The 17,087-nt window shown below is 59.0% G+C and carries 12 protein-coding genes; 11 read left to right on the forward strand and 1 reads right to left on the reverse strand.

All coding sequences use genetic code 11. The features are described from left to right. The first annotated feature begins 66 nt into the window (after nt 1–66). The gene (locus tag BHW66_RS10560) at nt 67–2,082 is read left to right on the forward strand and encodes a Sip1-related alpha-galactosidase (RefSeq protein WP_180971378.1); all 2,016 of its coding nucleotides are present in this window, start codon (nt 67–69) and stop codon (nt 2,080–2,082) included. Nucleotides 2,083–2,122: 40 nt separating this feature from the next. Further along, on the forward strand, nt 2,123–3,043 hold the full coding sequence (locus tag BHW66_RS10565) for a hypothetical protein (protein WP_102732405.1): 921 nt from the start codon (nt 2,123–2,125) through the stop codon (nt 3,041–3,043). A 58-nt stretch (nt 3,044–3,101) separates the two neighbouring features. Here the strand turns inward: BHW66_RS10565 and BHW66_RS10570 are convergent, their stop codons facing one another. Next, nucleotides 3,102–3,977: an alpha/beta hydrolase gene (locus tag BHW66_RS10570; RefSeq protein WP_161994059.1), complete on the reverse strand. Its 876-nt coding sequence runs from the start codon at nt 3,975–3,977 to the stop codon at nt 3,102–3,104. A gap of 65 nt (nt 3,978–4,042) precedes the next feature. On the opposite strand from BHW66_RS10570, the gene BHW66_RS10575 reads away from it, so the two are divergent. The 9 genes from BHW66_RS10575 (at nt 4,043) to BHW66_RS10615 (ending at nt 17,018) form a co-directional block, all read left to right on the forward strand. Continuing rightward, a complete protein-coding gene (locus BHW66_RS10575; RefSeq protein WP_046436723.1) occupies nt 4,043–4,975 on the forward strand; it encodes a hypothetical protein in 933 nt (310 codons plus the stop codon). Nucleotides 4,976–5,023: 48 nt separating this feature from the next. Next, nucleotides 5,024–5,572 carry a DUF308 domain-containing protein gene (locus tag BHW66_RS10580; protein WP_012419574.1) on the forward strand — a complete coding sequence of 183 codons (549 nt, stop codon included), beginning with the start codon at nt 5,024–5,026 and terminating at the stop codon, nt 5,570–5,572. A 14-nt stretch (nt 5,573–5,586) separates the two neighbouring features. Then, a complete protein-coding gene (locus tag BHW66_RS10585) occupies nt 5,587–6,366 on the forward strand; it encodes a HesA/MoeB/ThiF family protein (protein ID WP_102732408.1) in 780 nt (259 codons plus the stop codon). A 36-nt stretch (nt 6,367–6,402) separates the two neighbouring features. Then, nucleotides 6,403–7,374 carry a KpsF/GutQ family sugar-phosphate isomerase gene (locus tag BHW66_RS10590; RefSeq protein ID WP_012419576.1) on the forward strand — a complete coding sequence of 324 codons (972 nt, stop codon included), beginning with the start codon at nt 6,403–6,405 and terminating at the stop codon, nt 7,372–7,374. 114 nt (nt 7,375–7,488) lie between these two features. Then, nucleotides 7,489–8,274 carry a YdjY domain-containing protein gene (locus BHW66_RS10595; protein WP_146018552.1) on the forward strand — a complete coding sequence of 262 codons (786 nt, stop codon included), beginning with the start codon at nt 7,489–7,491 and terminating at the stop codon, nt 8,272–8,274. Nucleotides 8,275–8,280: 6 nt separating this feature from the next. Continuing rightward, nucleotides 8,281–9,459 (forward strand): prenyltransferase/squalene oxidase repeat-containing protein, encoded by a 1,179-nt coding sequence (locus BHW66_RS10600; protein WP_022198540.1) that lies wholly within the window; start codon nt 8,281–8,283, stop codon nt 9,457–9,459. A gap of 124 nt (nt 9,460–9,583) precedes the next feature. Beyond that, nucleotides 9,584–10,048 (forward strand): DoxX family protein, encoded by a 465-nt coding sequence (locus BHW66_RS10605; RefSeq protein ID WP_215833837.1) that lies wholly within the window; start codon nt 9,584–9,586, stop codon nt 10,046–10,048. Between the two features lie 111 nt (nt 10,049–10,159). Further along, nucleotides 10,160–10,987 (forward strand): serine O-acetyltransferase, encoded by an 828-nt coding sequence (gene cysE, locus BHW66_RS10610; protein WP_102732521.1) that lies wholly within the window; start codon nt 10,160–10,162, stop codon nt 10,985–10,987. A 268-nt stretch (nt 10,988–11,255) separates the two neighbouring features. Then, nucleotides 11,256–17,018 (forward strand): autotransporter domain-containing protein, encoded by a 5,763-nt coding sequence (locus BHW66_RS10615; protein ID WP_286689028.1) that lies wholly within the window; start codon nt 11,256–11,258, stop codon nt 17,016–17,018. Nucleotides 17,019–17,087: the final 69 nt, after the last annotated feature.

A 17,087-nucleotide genomic window follows, 5' to 3' on the forward strand; every position in this document is an offset into this window, starting at 1 on the left:
TTCCACAATTCCCCCGGGTTCCCCTGCCCCATTTTCCAACCCTGTGATCATTCCATGAAAGCAATCATGTTCCCGGTCCTTGCTTTGGCGGCCCTGAGCGCTTGGACCAGCGCCGCCCAACCCCGGACATCCGCCATTCCTCCCATATCGGGCAAAAAGGCGTATCGGCTTCCGCTCCCGCCCTACCAGACCTTCTGCTGGTTTTCAGCGGATCGCGGCCGCTGGCCCGGAGACGGGAACCGGGTTCTTCCCTGGTTCGGACGGACATCCCCCGGCAACCTGCTGGACAGCAGACCGAATCCCAGCACCGCCAAACCGGGGGACCATGCCATGTTCGCCCTGTTCCACCTCAAAGACGGCAATTTCATGGCCGTGCTCCCCGTCGCCGCCCCTGATTCCCTCGCGTGGCTGAAACTTGAAAGGGACGGGACATTCCTTGTGGAAGCCGGTTCGCTGGGAACTTCCCCCGCCAAACCGCAGGCCGTCCTGGCCGTCACCGCCACGGACAAGGATATTTACCGCGCCTGTTCCGCCGTATGGAACAAGGCCCTTTCCCTCCCTTTCATCAAGGGCAGAACCTTGCCCCGGGAAAAGAAAATTTATCCGGAACCGTTCAAGTACCTCGGCTGGTGCAGCTGGGAACAGTATAAAAAGAACATTTCCTCCAAGCTGCTTGAAGAAACGGCCAAAAAACTGGAGGCATCCCCCGTCCCCGTCCGGTGGATGCTGGTGGACGACGGATTCCAGACCCAGGAAAGGCTTCAGCTGGTCAGTTTCCAACCCCGGCAGGACCAATTCCCCCGGGGCTGGCAGCCCCTGATGAAACACAAAAGCCCCAAATTGAAATGGATGGGCCTGTGGCACTGCTATTACGGCCTCTGGAACGGCATCCACCCCAGGCACCATCTGGATGACGAGACTGCCCGCGGTCTGGTCCGTACCGCCAAAGGGAAAATCCTCCCCGGTGACGGCCCCGGAGGAGCCGGAGCGTTTTATACCCCCTTCCTGCAATCCGTCAAAGACGCCGGATTCGACTTCGTGAAAATTGATGTGCAGGCGGAATACCTGAAGCATGCGGACGGGCTGGACAACCCGGTCCGCCACAATACCAAGTGCTCGGAAGCCCTGGAACAGGCCTGCCTGAAAACAGGGCTCAGCCTGGTCAACTGCATGGCGCAGGGTACCGTCAACATTCAAAACACGCGTTACAGCGCGGTCACCCGGTGCAGCATTGACTACAAGCTGGGAGATGAAGCCATGGCCAAATCCCATATCCTCCAGTCCTACGCCAATACCCTCTGGCTGGGACAGACCGTGTGGCCGGACCATGACATGTTCCATTCCACAGACCCCGCCTGCGCCCGCCTCATGGCCGTATCCAAAGCCGTCTCAGGCGGCCCTGTCTATCTTTCAGACCCGGCAGACAAACTTAATCCGGAAAACATCATGCCTCTCGTCTGGTCGGACGGTCTTCTGCTGCGCCCGCTGGCTCCCGCCGTGCCCCTTCCGGATTCCGTCTTTCCGGATGCTCTGAACGAGAACCGCCTGTACCGGGTAATCGCCCCTCTGCCCGGTCAAAGCGCCGCCGTGGTGGTGTACAACCTCAAACATCCTTCCCCGGCGAAACCGGTACGGGGGAAAATTTCCCTGGAGGATTATAAAAGCGCGGCGGCCCTGCTGAACGGCAATGCGGCGGAAGCGTATGCCTCTCTCCCGCCGGAGGGCATCGCCGCCTATTCCGGAGAGGGAGGCCGCGCGCTGACTCCGGCACAGCCGGATCTGGACGTAGAGCTGACGGGATTCAAGGACCGCCTGTTCATCATGGCCCCTATAGTCCAAGGCTGGGCCGTCATTGGCAGAAGGGACAAATTTCTTTCTCCCTGCGCCCTGGATTCCGCTCCCGGGTACAGGGAGGACAGCCTCCGCTTCCGCGTGAAGGAATCCGGGCCGGTCGTCATCTGGCGGGGAAAAGGCCCGGTCAAAGTAGGAAACACCCCCGTCAGAAATCTGGGGAACGGGTTTTATGAATTGCAATTCCCCGTCTCCAACCGCCCCCTGGACGTTACTGTAACAACGGAATAATTCCGCACATTTCCTCTCATTTTTCCCTGCTTCATTTTCCATGAACCCGCTGTATCCCCTCCTTGCTTTCTCCCTGTTGCTCCCGCTCTGCCGGCATTCCATGGCCTCCGACGCGGTCCCGACTGCCATTCCCGCGCCGAAACCTGAGACTCCCAGGCAGGCGATAGAACAATTCCTGGGTCTTACCGCCATCTGGATGCTGGAAATGGAATGGACCCACGCCTATGCCAATAAAACGCCCAAGGCGGAGGATTTCCGGAATGCCATGCTGGCGGCGGGCCTTCAGCAATGCCCCGCGGACTTTCAGGAAGCATGGCTGCGGCAAACGGCCAGGCCGGGACGCAATTATGCGGCTCCCGTCCTGCGCAAGTACGGCGTCAGCCTGAAAGACCTCAGGGAAAGGCTCCAGGGCAAACTGTTCAAAATCAACCCTCGGGTGCATCCACCCATCCCCCTTTACGACGAAGGGGAACAAATTCCACGCATGGACCCGCGCACATGCGGAGACCCCAAGGCTATCCTGGAAGCCCTGGCCGCCCTGCGCGCCCAGGTCATGGGCCTCACCCCGGCCCAGCTGTCCCAAGCCAGACAGTCCATTGAACGAGTCATGCTGGAATTCACGCTGGCCTACATGGAAACCGCCATCTGCATGGATACTGCGGGCATCCGGGAAAGCCAGGTCAGGGAACTGTTCGCCCCCATCAGAACAGAAGGATGCCCGGAAGACTTCCGGCGCGCCTGGCAGCACGATCTGCCTTTCTTTCTCAAAGGCCGCTTCACGGGGCCGGAGCTGACTCTCTCCGCCGTCTGCAAAAAATACGGAGCCAACGAGCAGGAACTCTTTCTCAAGGTGCGACGAAAAATGAAGGAATGGGATATCCAGCCGCCTACGCCACAGACGCAGGACGCCTTCCGCCGGGACATGCGGGAAATCCGGGAAAACATGCTGGGAGGCAGATAGAAAACAGCCTTTCCGCATGCAGCGCCTTCCGGGAACCTTCCCGGATATCAGGCCAAGGTCACCCCAGCAGCCCGGCATCCATTCCTTCGTTATATTCCCAAATTCCCTGCTCCACCATAAACGCGCTCCAGCTATTGAGCAGTTGTTCAAAATAGGCGGCATTCACATTGAAATGGTAAAATGTGTGGTCCGCCACGTCCAGAAGTTCAAATCGGGAACGGTTCTTCTTTTTTCTCCACAGCTCCGCCAGCCTTTCGCTGTTGCGCCACGGCAGCAGCCTGTCCCTTCCTCCATGACTCGCAAACAGGGGAGGAAGCCCCCTCTGCACGCGCCGCAGGGGGTTGACGGCATCCCTCTGGTCCGGAGGCATCATGCCGCCCAGCTTAAAAGCGGACTGCGCCGTCAGGTCGCACACGCCTCGGAACAGGGCCACGGCGGCGGGGCCAGGAGGAAGGGGAGCCTTTTTGCGGAACAGAGACCAGCGGGCGGAGTGGTCAGGAAGGGCCACATGCAGGGCCATCAGCCCTCCGGCATCACTTCCCGCCACAGTAATGCGAGCCGGGTCCAGCCCCAGCAGTGCGGCGTTCCCATGCACCCAGGCCCAGGCTTCCCGGCCCTCTTCCAGAATGTCCATCGGCTCCACTTCATAATCGCCGCACGTGCGGAACATGGGGATAATGCCTGCAATACCCTGCTGGGCAAGATGAAGCGCCCACGGCACAAAATCCCCCAGGCTCTTGCCCACCCACATGCCGCCGTGGAAAAAGAGCACGGAAGGAGCGGCGGCTTCCGCCCGGTGGCCGGGGGGAAAAAAGACGTACGCCATCAGCTCCTCCCCGTCTGAAAACCGCCTCCACACAAAGCCGGGCTGTTCCCGCAACAGTTTCCTGTACCGGGCTTCCGCCAAATGATCGGCTTCTGTGAACAATTCCATAAGAACGGCTTCATGATGCAATTGTGTTGCACTCCGCGCAAGTTTGATGTCTAAATAATCGTGTAATGACTTTCCGTTCCATTTTCTCCCTGGCCTGCTGCGCCGCAGCCCTTCTTTCTCCCGCTTCCGCAGCTCCCCGCCCCGGAGACGCCAAACTGAGAGACGATCTGGACGTGGCTTACAATACATGGCGTCTGCATCTGCTGCGCGGCAATTATGACGGCTGGAGAGCCACAACCTCCGCCTACCGCCAGGTGAAAGTGCGCAATCTGGCCGTCTCAGAAAAACGCCCCTTTCCCGCCTCCCTGTTCCGGCAGCCCATGGCTCCCCCCGCGCTCGCTCCGCTGATGTACGTAGGTTCCGTCGTAAACGGCCCCACGGCCGCAGCCACCTACTACGGCAAGGTGGATCTGGGGCTGGGCCAGGAACCCACGGATTCGAACGCCCTGGTGCTGCTGTTCACCCATGAAAACGGCAAATGGAAATATGACCAGGCGCGCTTTTTCAACCTCACCCGCCTGCCCGCCGTCAAAGAACGCCTCAAACGCGGAGACGCCTCCGTGCTGATGGAGCAGGACGGGTTCCAGCCCCTTGGGAAAATTCCCGCCGTGCCGCCTGTCTGCCCGCCGCCCAAATACATCGCAAAAATTCTGGTGGACTGCCCCGGACGCACCGTCCAGGCGAACGTAAACAATATTTCCCTGCATGAATTTGACAACACCCGCCTGGCGGAAGTCATTTCCGGAGGACTGAGGGACGGAACCAATTCACTCACACTGAACTTTTCCGACAGCCCAAACGGCAAAAAAGGCGCCGTACTCGTGGAAGTGTACATCATGCCGGAAATCCCGGGCCACCTGCCCGCCAGGGCTTTTTCCTACTTCGTCCCCCCCCAGGCGCACCCCAAAAGCGGCCCTGTGCTGATTAACGTCACTCCGGAATTGCTGAAGACCATGGAGCCGAAGAATTCTTCCCCGAAGGCAGCCGCCGGCAAATAAAATCGTCATTCTTCAACGTTTCCGTTGCGGGCCCGGTCATACCGCCATATGACAACTCAACCTCAAGTCAGCAGCTCCGCGGTATCCGGCAACTCATGGTGGATGGGTATCCTTGGCGTCATCGAGCTATTTCTTGGCTTCATCGCCCTGGCCTCTCCCTGGATCGTCGGAGCCAGCTTCATTTGGGTAATCGGCATCATGCTGATGGTTCTGGCCGTCGTCCGGCTGATCCAGGTCTTCACCGTCCCTTCCTCCCGTGGGTGGAACCTGGTGACGGCCATCCTGTACGGCATCGCCGGCTGGTTTCTGTTCCGGGACCCCAATATTTCCCTGGCTATCACCACGCTCATCATCGGGTGGGGCCTGGTTATTGCCGCCGTATTTCAGGGGGCCATCTGGCTTCAAACCCGTTCCCTGCCCGCCAGCGGGTGGCGGCTGTTCAACGTGATCATCACGCTGATCCTGGGCCTCATGGTCATCTTCGGCTGGCCTGAATCCACGGCCTGGTTCGTAGGTACTCTGATTGCAGTGGAACTGATCTTCTCCGGGTGGACGCTGCTCCTTTATGCATTCAGCGGCAATTCCGCCCGCCGTTAATCCCAGTGACGACAATGACCCTCACCCAGGAAGAAACCGAACGGTACGCCAGGCATCTTTCCCTTCCGGAACTGGGAGAACAGGGCCAATACAAACTCAAACGGGCGCATGTCGCCCTGACGGGCCTCGGGGGGCTTGGCTCCCCGGCGGCCCTTTATCTTGCTGCCGCAGGCGTGGGGCGCCTGACCCTGATTGACCCGGACGAGGTGTGTCTTTCCAACCTCCAGCGGCAAATCCTGCACGCCACGGATGCGGCGGGCACGGCTAAAACCGCCAGCGCCGCCAGACGCCTGTACGCCCTGAACCCCTCCGTACGCATCAACACGGTCCACAGGCGCCTTACGCCGGAAAATGCCGTTTCCCTGCTGGAAGGGTGCGACCTGGTCCTGGACGCTTCAGACAATTACGCGGCACGCTTCGCCATGGCGGATGCCGCCTGCACCCTGCGCATTCCGCTGGTGTACGGCGCCGTGAAGGGCTTTATCGGGCAGGTGGCCGTTTTCGCCCCCCATCAGGGAACCGCCTGTTACCGCTGCCTCTTCCCGGCAGATACGCCCATGCAGGAAAAAGACACCGCCTCCGCCGCAGGCATTCTGGGTGCGCATGCGGGCATCATCGGTTGCATCCAGGCCATGGAAGCCCTGAAATATCTTGCGGGCATTCCCTCTCCGCTGGTGGGCGCCATGCTCTCTGCGGACACGCGGCGCATGCGCTTCACCACCATCCCTCTGGCGCCTAATCCCGCGTGCAGATGCCGGACTAACGCGGGGTGCGGAGCCGCAATGAAAAATTGACGGCGTCGGCGGCATCTGGCATCATCTCCGGCAGGTATGAATCATTTAACACGCGCCAAATCCGTTTTTGAAATGGAGATTGAAGAACTGCGCGGCGTCCTGTCCCGGCTGGACGACAATTTCAACAAGGCTGTGGACCTCATGTCCCAGGCTCTGGACCGCGGCAACAAGATCGTCATTGTAGGCGTAGGCAAATCCGGCAACATCGGGGCCAAAATCGTCGCTACCCTGAACTCTACGGGAACGCCCACCGTTTTGCTGGATTCCCTGAACGCCCTGCACGGGGATCTGGGCATCGTCCAGGACGGGGATGTCTGCATTGCCATGTCTTTCTCCGGAGAAACCTCGGAGCTGCTGACCCTGCTCCCCTTCATCAAACGTTTTGAATTGCCCATCATTTCCATGACGGGCAACACGGGCTCATCCCTGGCCAAATACTCGGATATCGTTCTGGACACAGGCGTTTCCCGGGAAGCCTGCCCGCTGAACCTGGCCCCTACTTCCAGCACCACGGCCATGCTCGTCATGGGAGACGCCCTCGCCATGGCCCTGGTGGAAGCGCGCCACTTCACCGCGCGGGACTTCGCCAAACGCCACCCCGGCGGTTCGCTGGGGCGTGCCCTGCTCACCCGGGTGAGCGATATCATGCGCCGTGGAGAAGAAATGGCCATGCTTCCGGAAACCGCCTCCGTGAACGACTGCCTGAAGGCGATGACCACAGCCCATGCCGGCGCCTGCGTCCTGCTGACGGAGGACCGCAAGCTGGCCGGCATCTTCACCCACGGAGACTTTGTCCGGGCATACGGGGCGAACCCTCTCATCGGAGAACAGCCCGTCAGCGGATTCATGACCCGCAATCCCATTTATGTCATGGAAGACGACCTGGCTGCTGAAGCGGCGAAGGCCGTGAGCAACCGCCATATTGACGACCTGGTGGTGCTCAACGCGGAAATGGCCCCCGTGGGCATCATTGACCTCCAGGACCTCGCCAGGCTGAAACTGGTTTAAGCCCTCCCTTTCCCATTCTTTTCAGGCATCCGTGATTCAAAAGTAACAAATCAATCACGGATGCCTTTTTCATTGAACGGAAGCTTCCGTTTCCACAATCTTATTTCCATAAACATGTTCCTGAAATTTACCATCGCCCTGCTTGCCTGCACCTGGGGCTTTTCCTGCGCACAGGACATCTCCGGCCCGGAGGAAGATACCAATGTCCCCGCTGTGGAGGAAGCCCCGCGGGAAGTCCCTCTTCCGGACGGGAAAACGGTTCCCAAATTCGAACCCCTGGATGAGTACCGCATCAAAATCGGCCATGTGATTGTCAACCATAAAGAGCGCACCGTCAGTTTTCAGGCCCAGGTCAACATGAAGGAAGGAATTCTGGAATACGTCTGCTGCATGCCCAACGGCAAGCTGCATGAATCCCTGCTGGTGACGGAGGCGGATCCCCTGCACATCAGCCTGGGAATGACGCTGCTCAAATTCCACCGTTTTGAAAAATTCTTCCCGGTGCGGGATGAAAATTTTGAATGGCTTCCCTTCACGGAACCCAAGCCGGAGGACTACGCAGACTCCTACGTGCAGATTGTCATGACCTATACGGAAAACGGCAGGGAACAGAAGAGCGATTTTTCCGACATCGTCGTGAACTCACAAACGCGGAAGGGACTGAATCCCAGCGACTGGCTTTACACCAATTCCTTCTTTTACGAGGGCGCCTACCAGGCCAGCCTGAGCGGAGAAGTAATCTCCATCTTCGCCAGCCGAACCTCCCCCATCAATTACATCGGAGACTTCCATGACGGCGTCAACGATACAGGCTGGATCGTCAACCCCAAAAAAAACCTGCCTCTTGGCACAAACGTCACTGTCACCATTTCCCAGAAACCGGTTCAACCCAAGCAATAGCATCCTATGTTCAAATCCGTACTTTCACTAACGCTGGCCGCCGCACTGGGCACAGCCTCCTTCGGACAGACCACCCTGACGGCCATTCCCGGAGAAGCGGCAGCCGCCAAATACGCCTCCATTAGCCAGGAAATCCTGCGTGCCATTGAAAAAGGGAACGAATACCTGAAAAGCAAACAAAATCCGGAAGGTTACTGGGCCCAGCCGTCCTACCCTGCCCTGACAGCCCTGGCGGTCACCGCCTACATGCGGGACCCCGCCAACCAGGGGAAAACCGTCCCGGAATACATCCGGAAGGGGTATGACTTCATCCTGAAATCCCAGAAGGAAGACGGCTCCATTTTCAACCGCGGCATGTCCTCCTACAATACTGCCGTGTGCATGATGGCCCTGCTGGCCGCCAACAAGGAGGAATATGCCCCCGCCATTCTCAAGGGCCGCGCCTACCTCATCAAGCAGCAGAACCACTTTGCCCCGGACAACCCTTATAACGGAGGCATCGGCTATGGCGACAAGCAGGCTCCTCCCATTGCAGACCTTTCCAACACCTCCCTGGCGCTGGAAGCCATTTACTACTCCCAGAAACTCGCCAAAGACGGCAAGTACGGTGAACAGCCGGATCTGGACTGGAACGCCGCCACGGAATTCATCAACCGTTGCCAGCAAAACCCTGCCGTAAACAAGGAACCCTGGGTTTCCAATGACAAATCCCAGCTCGGCGGCTTCGTGTACCGTCCCGGCGTCTCCAGCGCCAGGGACAAAAAAGCCGCCGCCTTTGACAAAGCGGAGCCTCCCAAAGCTTACGGCAGCATGACGTATGCGGGCATGCAGTCCCTTATTTACGCCAATGTGGATAAAAACGATCCCCGCGTCAAGCTGGCCCTCAAGTGGCTGGAAAACAGCTACAGCCTGGACGAAAACCCCGGCATGGGCGTCCAGGGGCTTTACTACTACTATCAGGCTATGTCCAAGGCGCTCAGCGCCATGGGAATAGATACCCTGACGCTGGAAAACGGCCGCAAGGTGGACTGGCGGGATGAACTGGCCAACAAGCTCATTTCCATCCAGAAGAGCGACGGTTCCTGGGTGAACACTAACAACCGCTGGTGGGAGGCGGATCCCGTCCTGGTGACCTCCTACTGCGTGCTGGCGCTGGAACAGCTCTACCACTCCATTCCCCGATAACGGACTGCCATGCTGATTTCCCGGGCCGGAAGGGGAGGCAATGACCTCCTTTTCCGGCCTTTTCCGTACCCGGAAATGAACGCCCCATGAAATAGAAGGGTCTTTTCTTCAATACTTCAAATTCATGGACACCATTGATTCCATTACCATGATTGCAGCGGCATGGGGCCTGCTGGTTCTCCGGCTGACGCTGGCTTTTATCCTGTGGCCGCACGGGACCCAGAAAGTGCTGGGCTGGTTTGGGGGCGCGGGCTGGGAGGACACCTACCGGGCCTTCACGGAAAAAATGGGCATTCCCCCCTTCCTGACCAAGGTGGCCATGCTGACGGAATTTTTCGCCCCTATCTGTCTGGCGCTGGGCGTATTCACCAGAATAGCGGCTCTCAGCGTTATCATCCTCATGGCCGTAGCCATGACCAAACACGTCAAAAACGGCTACTTCTCCAACTGGTCCGGCAAAAAAACCGGGGAAGGCGTGGAATTCCACCTGCTTTATGCCGGCTCCGCCCTGGCGCTGCTGCTGACCGGTCCCGGCCCATGGTCCGTGGACGCCTGGTGCATGGACATCGTGCACGTCATCTTCGGCTGACGGAGGCAGACAGCACACGGAAGGGCATAGAACATACTTTCCGGTTCTCAAACCCGCCGTATTCTGGTATTTATGGAAAGGCTTTCTTTTGCCTCGTTAACCCTTTCCGCCATGACCAGCCATAAACGCTTAAAACTCCGGCAGTGCACCAACTGCGAATGCGTCATTAACGGAGTATGGGAATGGGTGGAGGAATGCGCCCGCGGCGCAGCGGCGGAAGAACCCGCCATGCGCGGTATTCTGGATGACGTCTGCCTGTCCCGCAATTCCCTGGCCACTTCCATCTCGGCGCGGCTGGCCCGCAAGCTCTCCCGCCGGGACATGCCGCGGGAGCTGATTGAGCCCCTTATCCGGGAAGCGCTGTCGGAAGACCAGAACATCCTCAGCCAAATCGCCCAGGACCTGATCGCCATCGTGGACAGGGATCCCGCCTGCCGTACGCCGCTGGAACCCCTGCTTTTTTACAAGGGATTCCACGCCATCACCACGTACCGCATCTCCCACTGGCTGTGGCAGCATGACCGGACAATCATGGCCCTTCAGTTCCAGAGCCTGGCCAGTGAAGTATTTGCGGTGGACATCCATCCGGCGGCCACCATCGGCTGCGGCATCCTGCTGGACCACGCCACCAGTTTCGTGGTAGGGGAAACCGCCATCATCCGGGACAACGTCTCCATCCTGCATGAAGTCACGCTGGGCGGCACGGGCAAGGAAGAAGGGGACCGCCATCCCATCGTGGAATCCGGAGTTCTTATCGGCGCGGGGGCTAAAATACTGGGGCGCGTCACCATTGGCGCCTGCGCCAAAATCGCAGCCAGCTCCGTCGTTCTGGAAAATGTCCCCCCCCATACCACGGTAGCGGGCGTACCCGCCGTTATCGTCAACGATTCCATTCCGGACAATCCCGCGCTGGACATGAACCAGCGCCTTTGCAACTGATAGATAACAGATTAGAAATACGTCACTTACAGCAGAAAACGAATTAAATACGCAACTCCGCAAACATCAGCGGGAAAGGTAAATTCTGAAAAGACCGGACATAATATAATAGTTTCAACCTCAATGCATTGAAATTCTCAATGCGCTTATTTTGAACATTTTGAGTTGATAATGAATTCCCAATCTGCATACTATATGGGATATGCGTTTAAGATTACCCCTCTCTCTAAGGTCTGCTTTGCTTGCGTGCAGTGTCCTGTTTACAACCGTGGCATCCGCCTCCGTTTCAGACGGAAACCTCGGCAACGTCATGTACATAGGGGACTCCATCACCCATGGCGTCAACAGCGGCTCGTGGCGCTGGGCCATGCATAAAATTTTCACGGATAACGGCGTCAGCTATACTGAAAAAGGCATTATGACCGGTAATTTCAGCGGAGGCGTGGCCGCCGGAACCTCTTACGGTGGTAAGATTTTCCAGAATATCCATTCCTCTGCGGCTTCCGCGAGAACTTATGAAATCGCCGGGAGAGCGAACGGCAGCAACTACGGACGATTTGACGGATCCAACATCAAAAACTGGCTGGGCCTGAGCACGGAAAAGACCAAGGGAGGGTCCTATGCAGGACAGACTTTTACCGGAGCCAATAAACCGGACACGTTTTTCCTGCTCTCCGGGACCAACGATCTCCTTTCCGACGGCGATAATAATTCACTGTTCTATCGTCTGGATGGAGTTACCTCCCTTTTGCTGGGAGACATGGATTCCATCGTCTCTTCCATCCGTACCGCCAACAGCCAAGCAAGCATTTTAGTGATGACCATTCCCTGCTGGACGCAACATTCCAACGGGAACCTGGCTGAAACGCACCAGGCCGTAGCCTCCTACAACGAATCCCTGAAGGAATGGGGGACGAATAACGCCGCCAATGGCGTCAAGGTCATCGACATCAACGCGGGCATCATCGATGCCGCCTCCTCCACGCCGTTCTACGGGGTTCGCTCCATGTTCAACAACCCTACGGCGGACGGCCTGCACCCGAATGCCCAAGGCGATCTCCTGATGGCAGGCAACCTGGCCAAAGGCATGGGCTATGCCGGGCGGTCAGCCGGGCAAGAAAGGAAAGCCACCCATGAGCTGGAGGTTAACTTCGGACAAAATCCGTCCATCACCCAGCAGACGCTGGAGGCCAACGGCTTCACCGCCAATAATGTTTCCATCTCCAACAATACAGTCAACTTCAACAAATCCGGCAGCAGCACCCTGACCTATAACTGGGGAGCCGCCCAGGGACAGAACAAGGGCTACACGGTAGATTTCACCCTGCGCCTGGGCAACGGGGCCACGGACGGCTGGGACACCACAAACAACTTCTCCCTGAATCTGGGAAACGGAACGCTGAACATTAATGAAGCGTATATCCAATGGGGCAGCACCATCCTTTATTCCAAAGACATGTCCGCCAATGCGGACGCCATCCGCATAGCCTACGTGGCGGGAGACAGCGCCAACGGCCTGGACGCGGGCTATTACATCTGGCTGGGGGATGTTCTCATCGGGGAAGCGCAGACGGCAGCGGGGGGAAGTTCTTCCGGCCTCACGTTCAGCTATTCCGGCACGCTGGACGCCATCCTGTCCAATCTGGCTTTGGACGGTTCCCTTTCCTACGCCCCCTCTACCACCGGCATCACTGGCCCAGAATCTCTTTATCTGGCAAATGGCGCGTCTCCCTCCACTCTCAAACCGGGCATGATTGAATGGACTGCGGGAACCGCCGCCACCGCCGTAGCCACTGCCGGAACCAATGCCACGTATAATGTCCGTAACACAACCAATTCCAACATTGCCAGCATTACGGGAACGGGAAGCACCAAATTCATTTACGCCAATAACGGCGCTTACGGCAGCGCGGGTAACCGTCAGGACCTGTGGGTGACGCTGGGAGCGGGAACCAGCAGCGCCAACGGCTGGATAGGCGGCCATACAACGGGAGACCTGTACGGTGACATCCACCTGCGCCTGGCGGAAGGGGCCATCGGCAAATCCACGGTATTCGGCGTTGTGAACGCCGGAACCGTTCACGGGGACATTTACCTGGAATTCTCCTCATCCACCGGGGTTTACGATACTTCCTTCACCACCGGAGAAGCGGACCGCACCTCCGTGGCGGGATCCTATGCCTCCGCCGTGAACGGGGACATCACCATGGTGTTCAATGACGGCGTATTCTCCCACCGCATTTTCGGCGGCTTTTACACGGGAAATAAAACCATCTCCGGCTCCGCCTCCCTTTTCATCAATGGCGGAACGTTCATGAATGAAATTTACGCCGGGAACAAGACGGACGGCACCATTTCCCGGGGAACCAGCCTGACCGTCACGGGCACGGACGCCATTCTGGGCAAGGCTGACGGGGATAACTGGACGTGGACACTTCTGTGCGGAGGCAATAAAACCAGCGGCACCATCAACGGAGGCACCACGATCACCCTGAAAGATATCGCCGCCACTACCGGAGCCGGAACCGAACATCAGTTCGACAAATACGCCGGCATCATCGACGGCAAGGGAGCCGGGACGGTGAACGGGGAGAAGAAGCTCGTCTTTGACAACTACGCCGCCAGCTTCCTGGGAACGCTCCAGAATTTTGACAAAGTACAAATTACCGGGAATTCGGATCTCTCGCTGGACAAATCCCTGGGAAATACCGTCACCTCCCTGTCCGTGAACGCAGGTTCCACCCTCCGGTTCAACCGGGACCAGGACGCCACGCTGGACATCACTAACAACGGCACAATCCGCACCTCGCACAACCTGACCCTCAAATCCGCAGACACCGGAACCGGGACCTATCAGGTGGAAGGAGGAACGCTGGACCTGGCCGGGCAGGCCGTCTCCGGGAAAATATCCCTCTCCGCGGGGGCGCTCTCCAATACGGCGGGACTGGGAGCCGGGAGCGTTTCCGTCTCCGGCATCACCGGGAACGTCAACCTGGGCGGACTGGACGGCAGCAAGCTGAGCTCCATTAACATGGGCAGCGGTACAGGAATCATTTCCGGTCTGACGGGCCATGCAGACCTGTCCGGTTCCGACACGCAATTGAGGCTTTCCGCCGCCAACATGGGCGCGGACGGCACGGGAATCATCCAGTTCAATGACGCGGACAATGCCAGCTTGACGCTGGGCAACCTGACCCTGACGCTGACGGCGGATGCCGTGGCGCTCCTCGCCGCTCCGGGGGACTACTCTTTCCACGTCACCAACGCCGCCCTGCACGCGGATACCAACCACATTACGCTGAGCGAATACAACGGCATGGCGTGGGACATTACCCGGACGGAAGGCGGCCAGGTAATCATCTCCTTCGGCCAGTTGCTGGACGCCATGGTCATTGACAAGGGAGCTTCCAAAAACGTCACCTCCGCCAACACTCTGGCGGCAACTCCCAGCGTCACCAACAACGGAACGCTGAACATTGACCTGTCCGCGGCCACCGCGCCGGAAAACAAAACAACCACCATCCGCTACCTGGCCGGCACGGAAGCCGATGCCGTCGTGAATACGGGGACGGACAGCGACGTGATCATCACGCTTCTGAATGAAACCTCCGCAGATCCGGACAAACCGGGCAACACCGCTTACGCGGGTTCCATTGAAGGAGCGGCGCAGCTCGTCAAGGACGGGGAACAGAGGCTGACCGTTGACGGCAGGGTAACCGCCTCCGCTCTGGACGTGCAACAGGGAGAACTCGCGCTCCAGAACACGAAGGAAAGTTCCATCATCTCCGGCGCCCTGAACGTGGAACAGGATGCCGCGCTGACGCTGAACGCTGCCTCCCTGGCCGCCGGGGATCTGGCGGGCTCCGGCTCCATCACCCTGAACGGGGGCGCCCTGCTCTCCATCGCCAGGGACACTCTTTCAGACCTGACGCTCCACGCAAGCGTCACCGGCTCCGGCACCCTGAAACTGGACAACTGCAACCTGATTCTGGGTACGGACAATAATCTGGGCGAAGACGTGCTGCTCCATCTGGGGGGCGGCAGCCTGCGTCTGCAGGACGGCTCCGCGATCGCACTGGAAGGGCTCCACCAGGAGCAGGAGAACGGCGCGCTCCACCTGGGGGCTGACGGACGTCTGGAACTGGCCTCCAACGACGGGAAAACCTACTCCTTCAAAGGGGATATCACCGGCACGGGAGCCATTACCCACCGGGGCGAAGGCACGCAGATCATCCTTTCCTCCGGCAACGCAGGCGTGGACGTCAGCCATACCCGGACCGGCGGTCATCTCGTTCTGGGAGACAAGGATCTGGCAGCAAACGGCCTCATGACCTACAGGGATATTTTCATCGGCAGCAACACCCGGGACGCCTCTGACCTGGACGCCACGGCAGACCTCTCCCTGATGAATAATACCACGGCCAACTCACTTTCCATCGCCTCCAACGGCAAACTGTACCTGGGCGGTAATCCCAACCAGAGGGCCGTTCAGCTCGTGTTGACCGGCAACAACGGCGGCGTGGCGGCCACTCTGGCCTCCGGAGCTTCCCTGGATCTCACCGTCAATACGGAAACGCTGACCAATAGCGCGGACAACGCCTGGGCCGCCTTGAAGGCGGAAAACGGCTCCATCCGCATCAACGGAACGGATCCATCCATTAACGTCAACATTTACGGCCTGGGCGCCGCCGGAGACTGGGCCATCCTGCCGGAATTCACCGTTAACGCCTTCTATGCGGAAAACGGACTGGTCACGTCGGACGGGGAAACCTGGACGGAGGACATGGTGAACCTGACCTATGCCGGCTTCGCCAACCTTGTCTATGACATCAGCAAGAAACTCTCCGACGACGGCAAGCTGTTCCAGGTCCACTTCACCAAGCAGGGAGACAGCCCGCTGAAAGACTTCGCCTCCACGGGCAACCAGCAGGGCGCGGCGGACAGTCTGTGGGCCGTCACCTCCTCACCGGAAAACATCACTCCGGACATGATGGAATTCCTTAACGCCATGGGCAACGCCCAGGCCATGGGGAATGCGGAAGCTATCCGGTCAGCCCTTTCCTCCTATGCGGGCAGCGGCATTACCGCCCTGCATTCCGCCCAGAAGGGAGCCCTCCGGGACCAGGTGCTTCACCTGCGCAACCGCCTCTCCCAGATGGGAGTCTCCCCGCAGTACATTCACGATGACCTGCCCGGCTTCAACGCCTGGATTGAAGGGGAAGGCGGCTACCGCAGGCTGGATGACCGGACGGACGAATCAGGCTATAAGCTCAGCACCTGGGGCGGCACCTTCGGCTTTGACGTAACGTGCAGCGACAGCTTCGTATGGGGGGCGGCCTTCTCCGCCAGCTACGGCGACCTGGACGCCTACATGGCGAACGGAGACCTGGACTCCTATTACGGCAATCTGTTCTTCCGCATCCAGTCGGGCCGCTGGGCGCACAACATCATCCTCACCTGCGGATGGAACGACGCTTCCCTGGACCGCACCGCGGGAATCCCCGGAGCCGGCATGTACACCATGCACGGCAGCACCAGCGGCAGCAGCTACGGCGCCTTCTATGAAGGCACGTATGACCTGTACCTGAATGAGAACAACACTTCCGCGCTCCAGCCTCTAGTGAATGCCTCCGTGTACAGGAGCCGGATGGACGGCTTTACGGAATCCGGCGGCCTGGGCATGAACGTGGATGACATGGACTCCACCTTCGGAACCGTGGGACTGGGCGCAAGGCTCCGCGGAGAACTGTCCGCCAACCTGACGGGCCGCGCCTCCCTGGGTGAACTGCGGGTGCAGGTTGTCCAGCTTCTGGGCGACCGGGACACCGCAGCCGTCCTGGCGCCCGCCGGCATACCCGGCGCAGGGTTCCGCGTAAACGGAGCCAGGGAAGGAGCCACCGGCGTGCAGGTCGGAGCCGGAATCACCATTCCGGTGGGTTATACCGGCTCCGTCTTTGCAGACGTCAATGCGGACTTTCGCAGCCGCGCCAACAGCTTCAACGGAAGCATCGGCTACAGGCTGACCTTCTGACCGACTTCTTCAGGAGTATATATCAACGGAAGCATCGCGGCCATGCCGCGGTGCTTTCTTGTTTACGGC

This window comes from Akkermansia sp. 54_46 (genome assembly GCF_001917295.1).
In the GTDB taxonomy this organism is placed as follows: domain Bacteria; phylum Verrucomicrobiota; class Verrucomicrobiia; order Verrucomicrobiales; family Akkermansiaceae; genus Akkermansia; species Akkermansia muciniphila.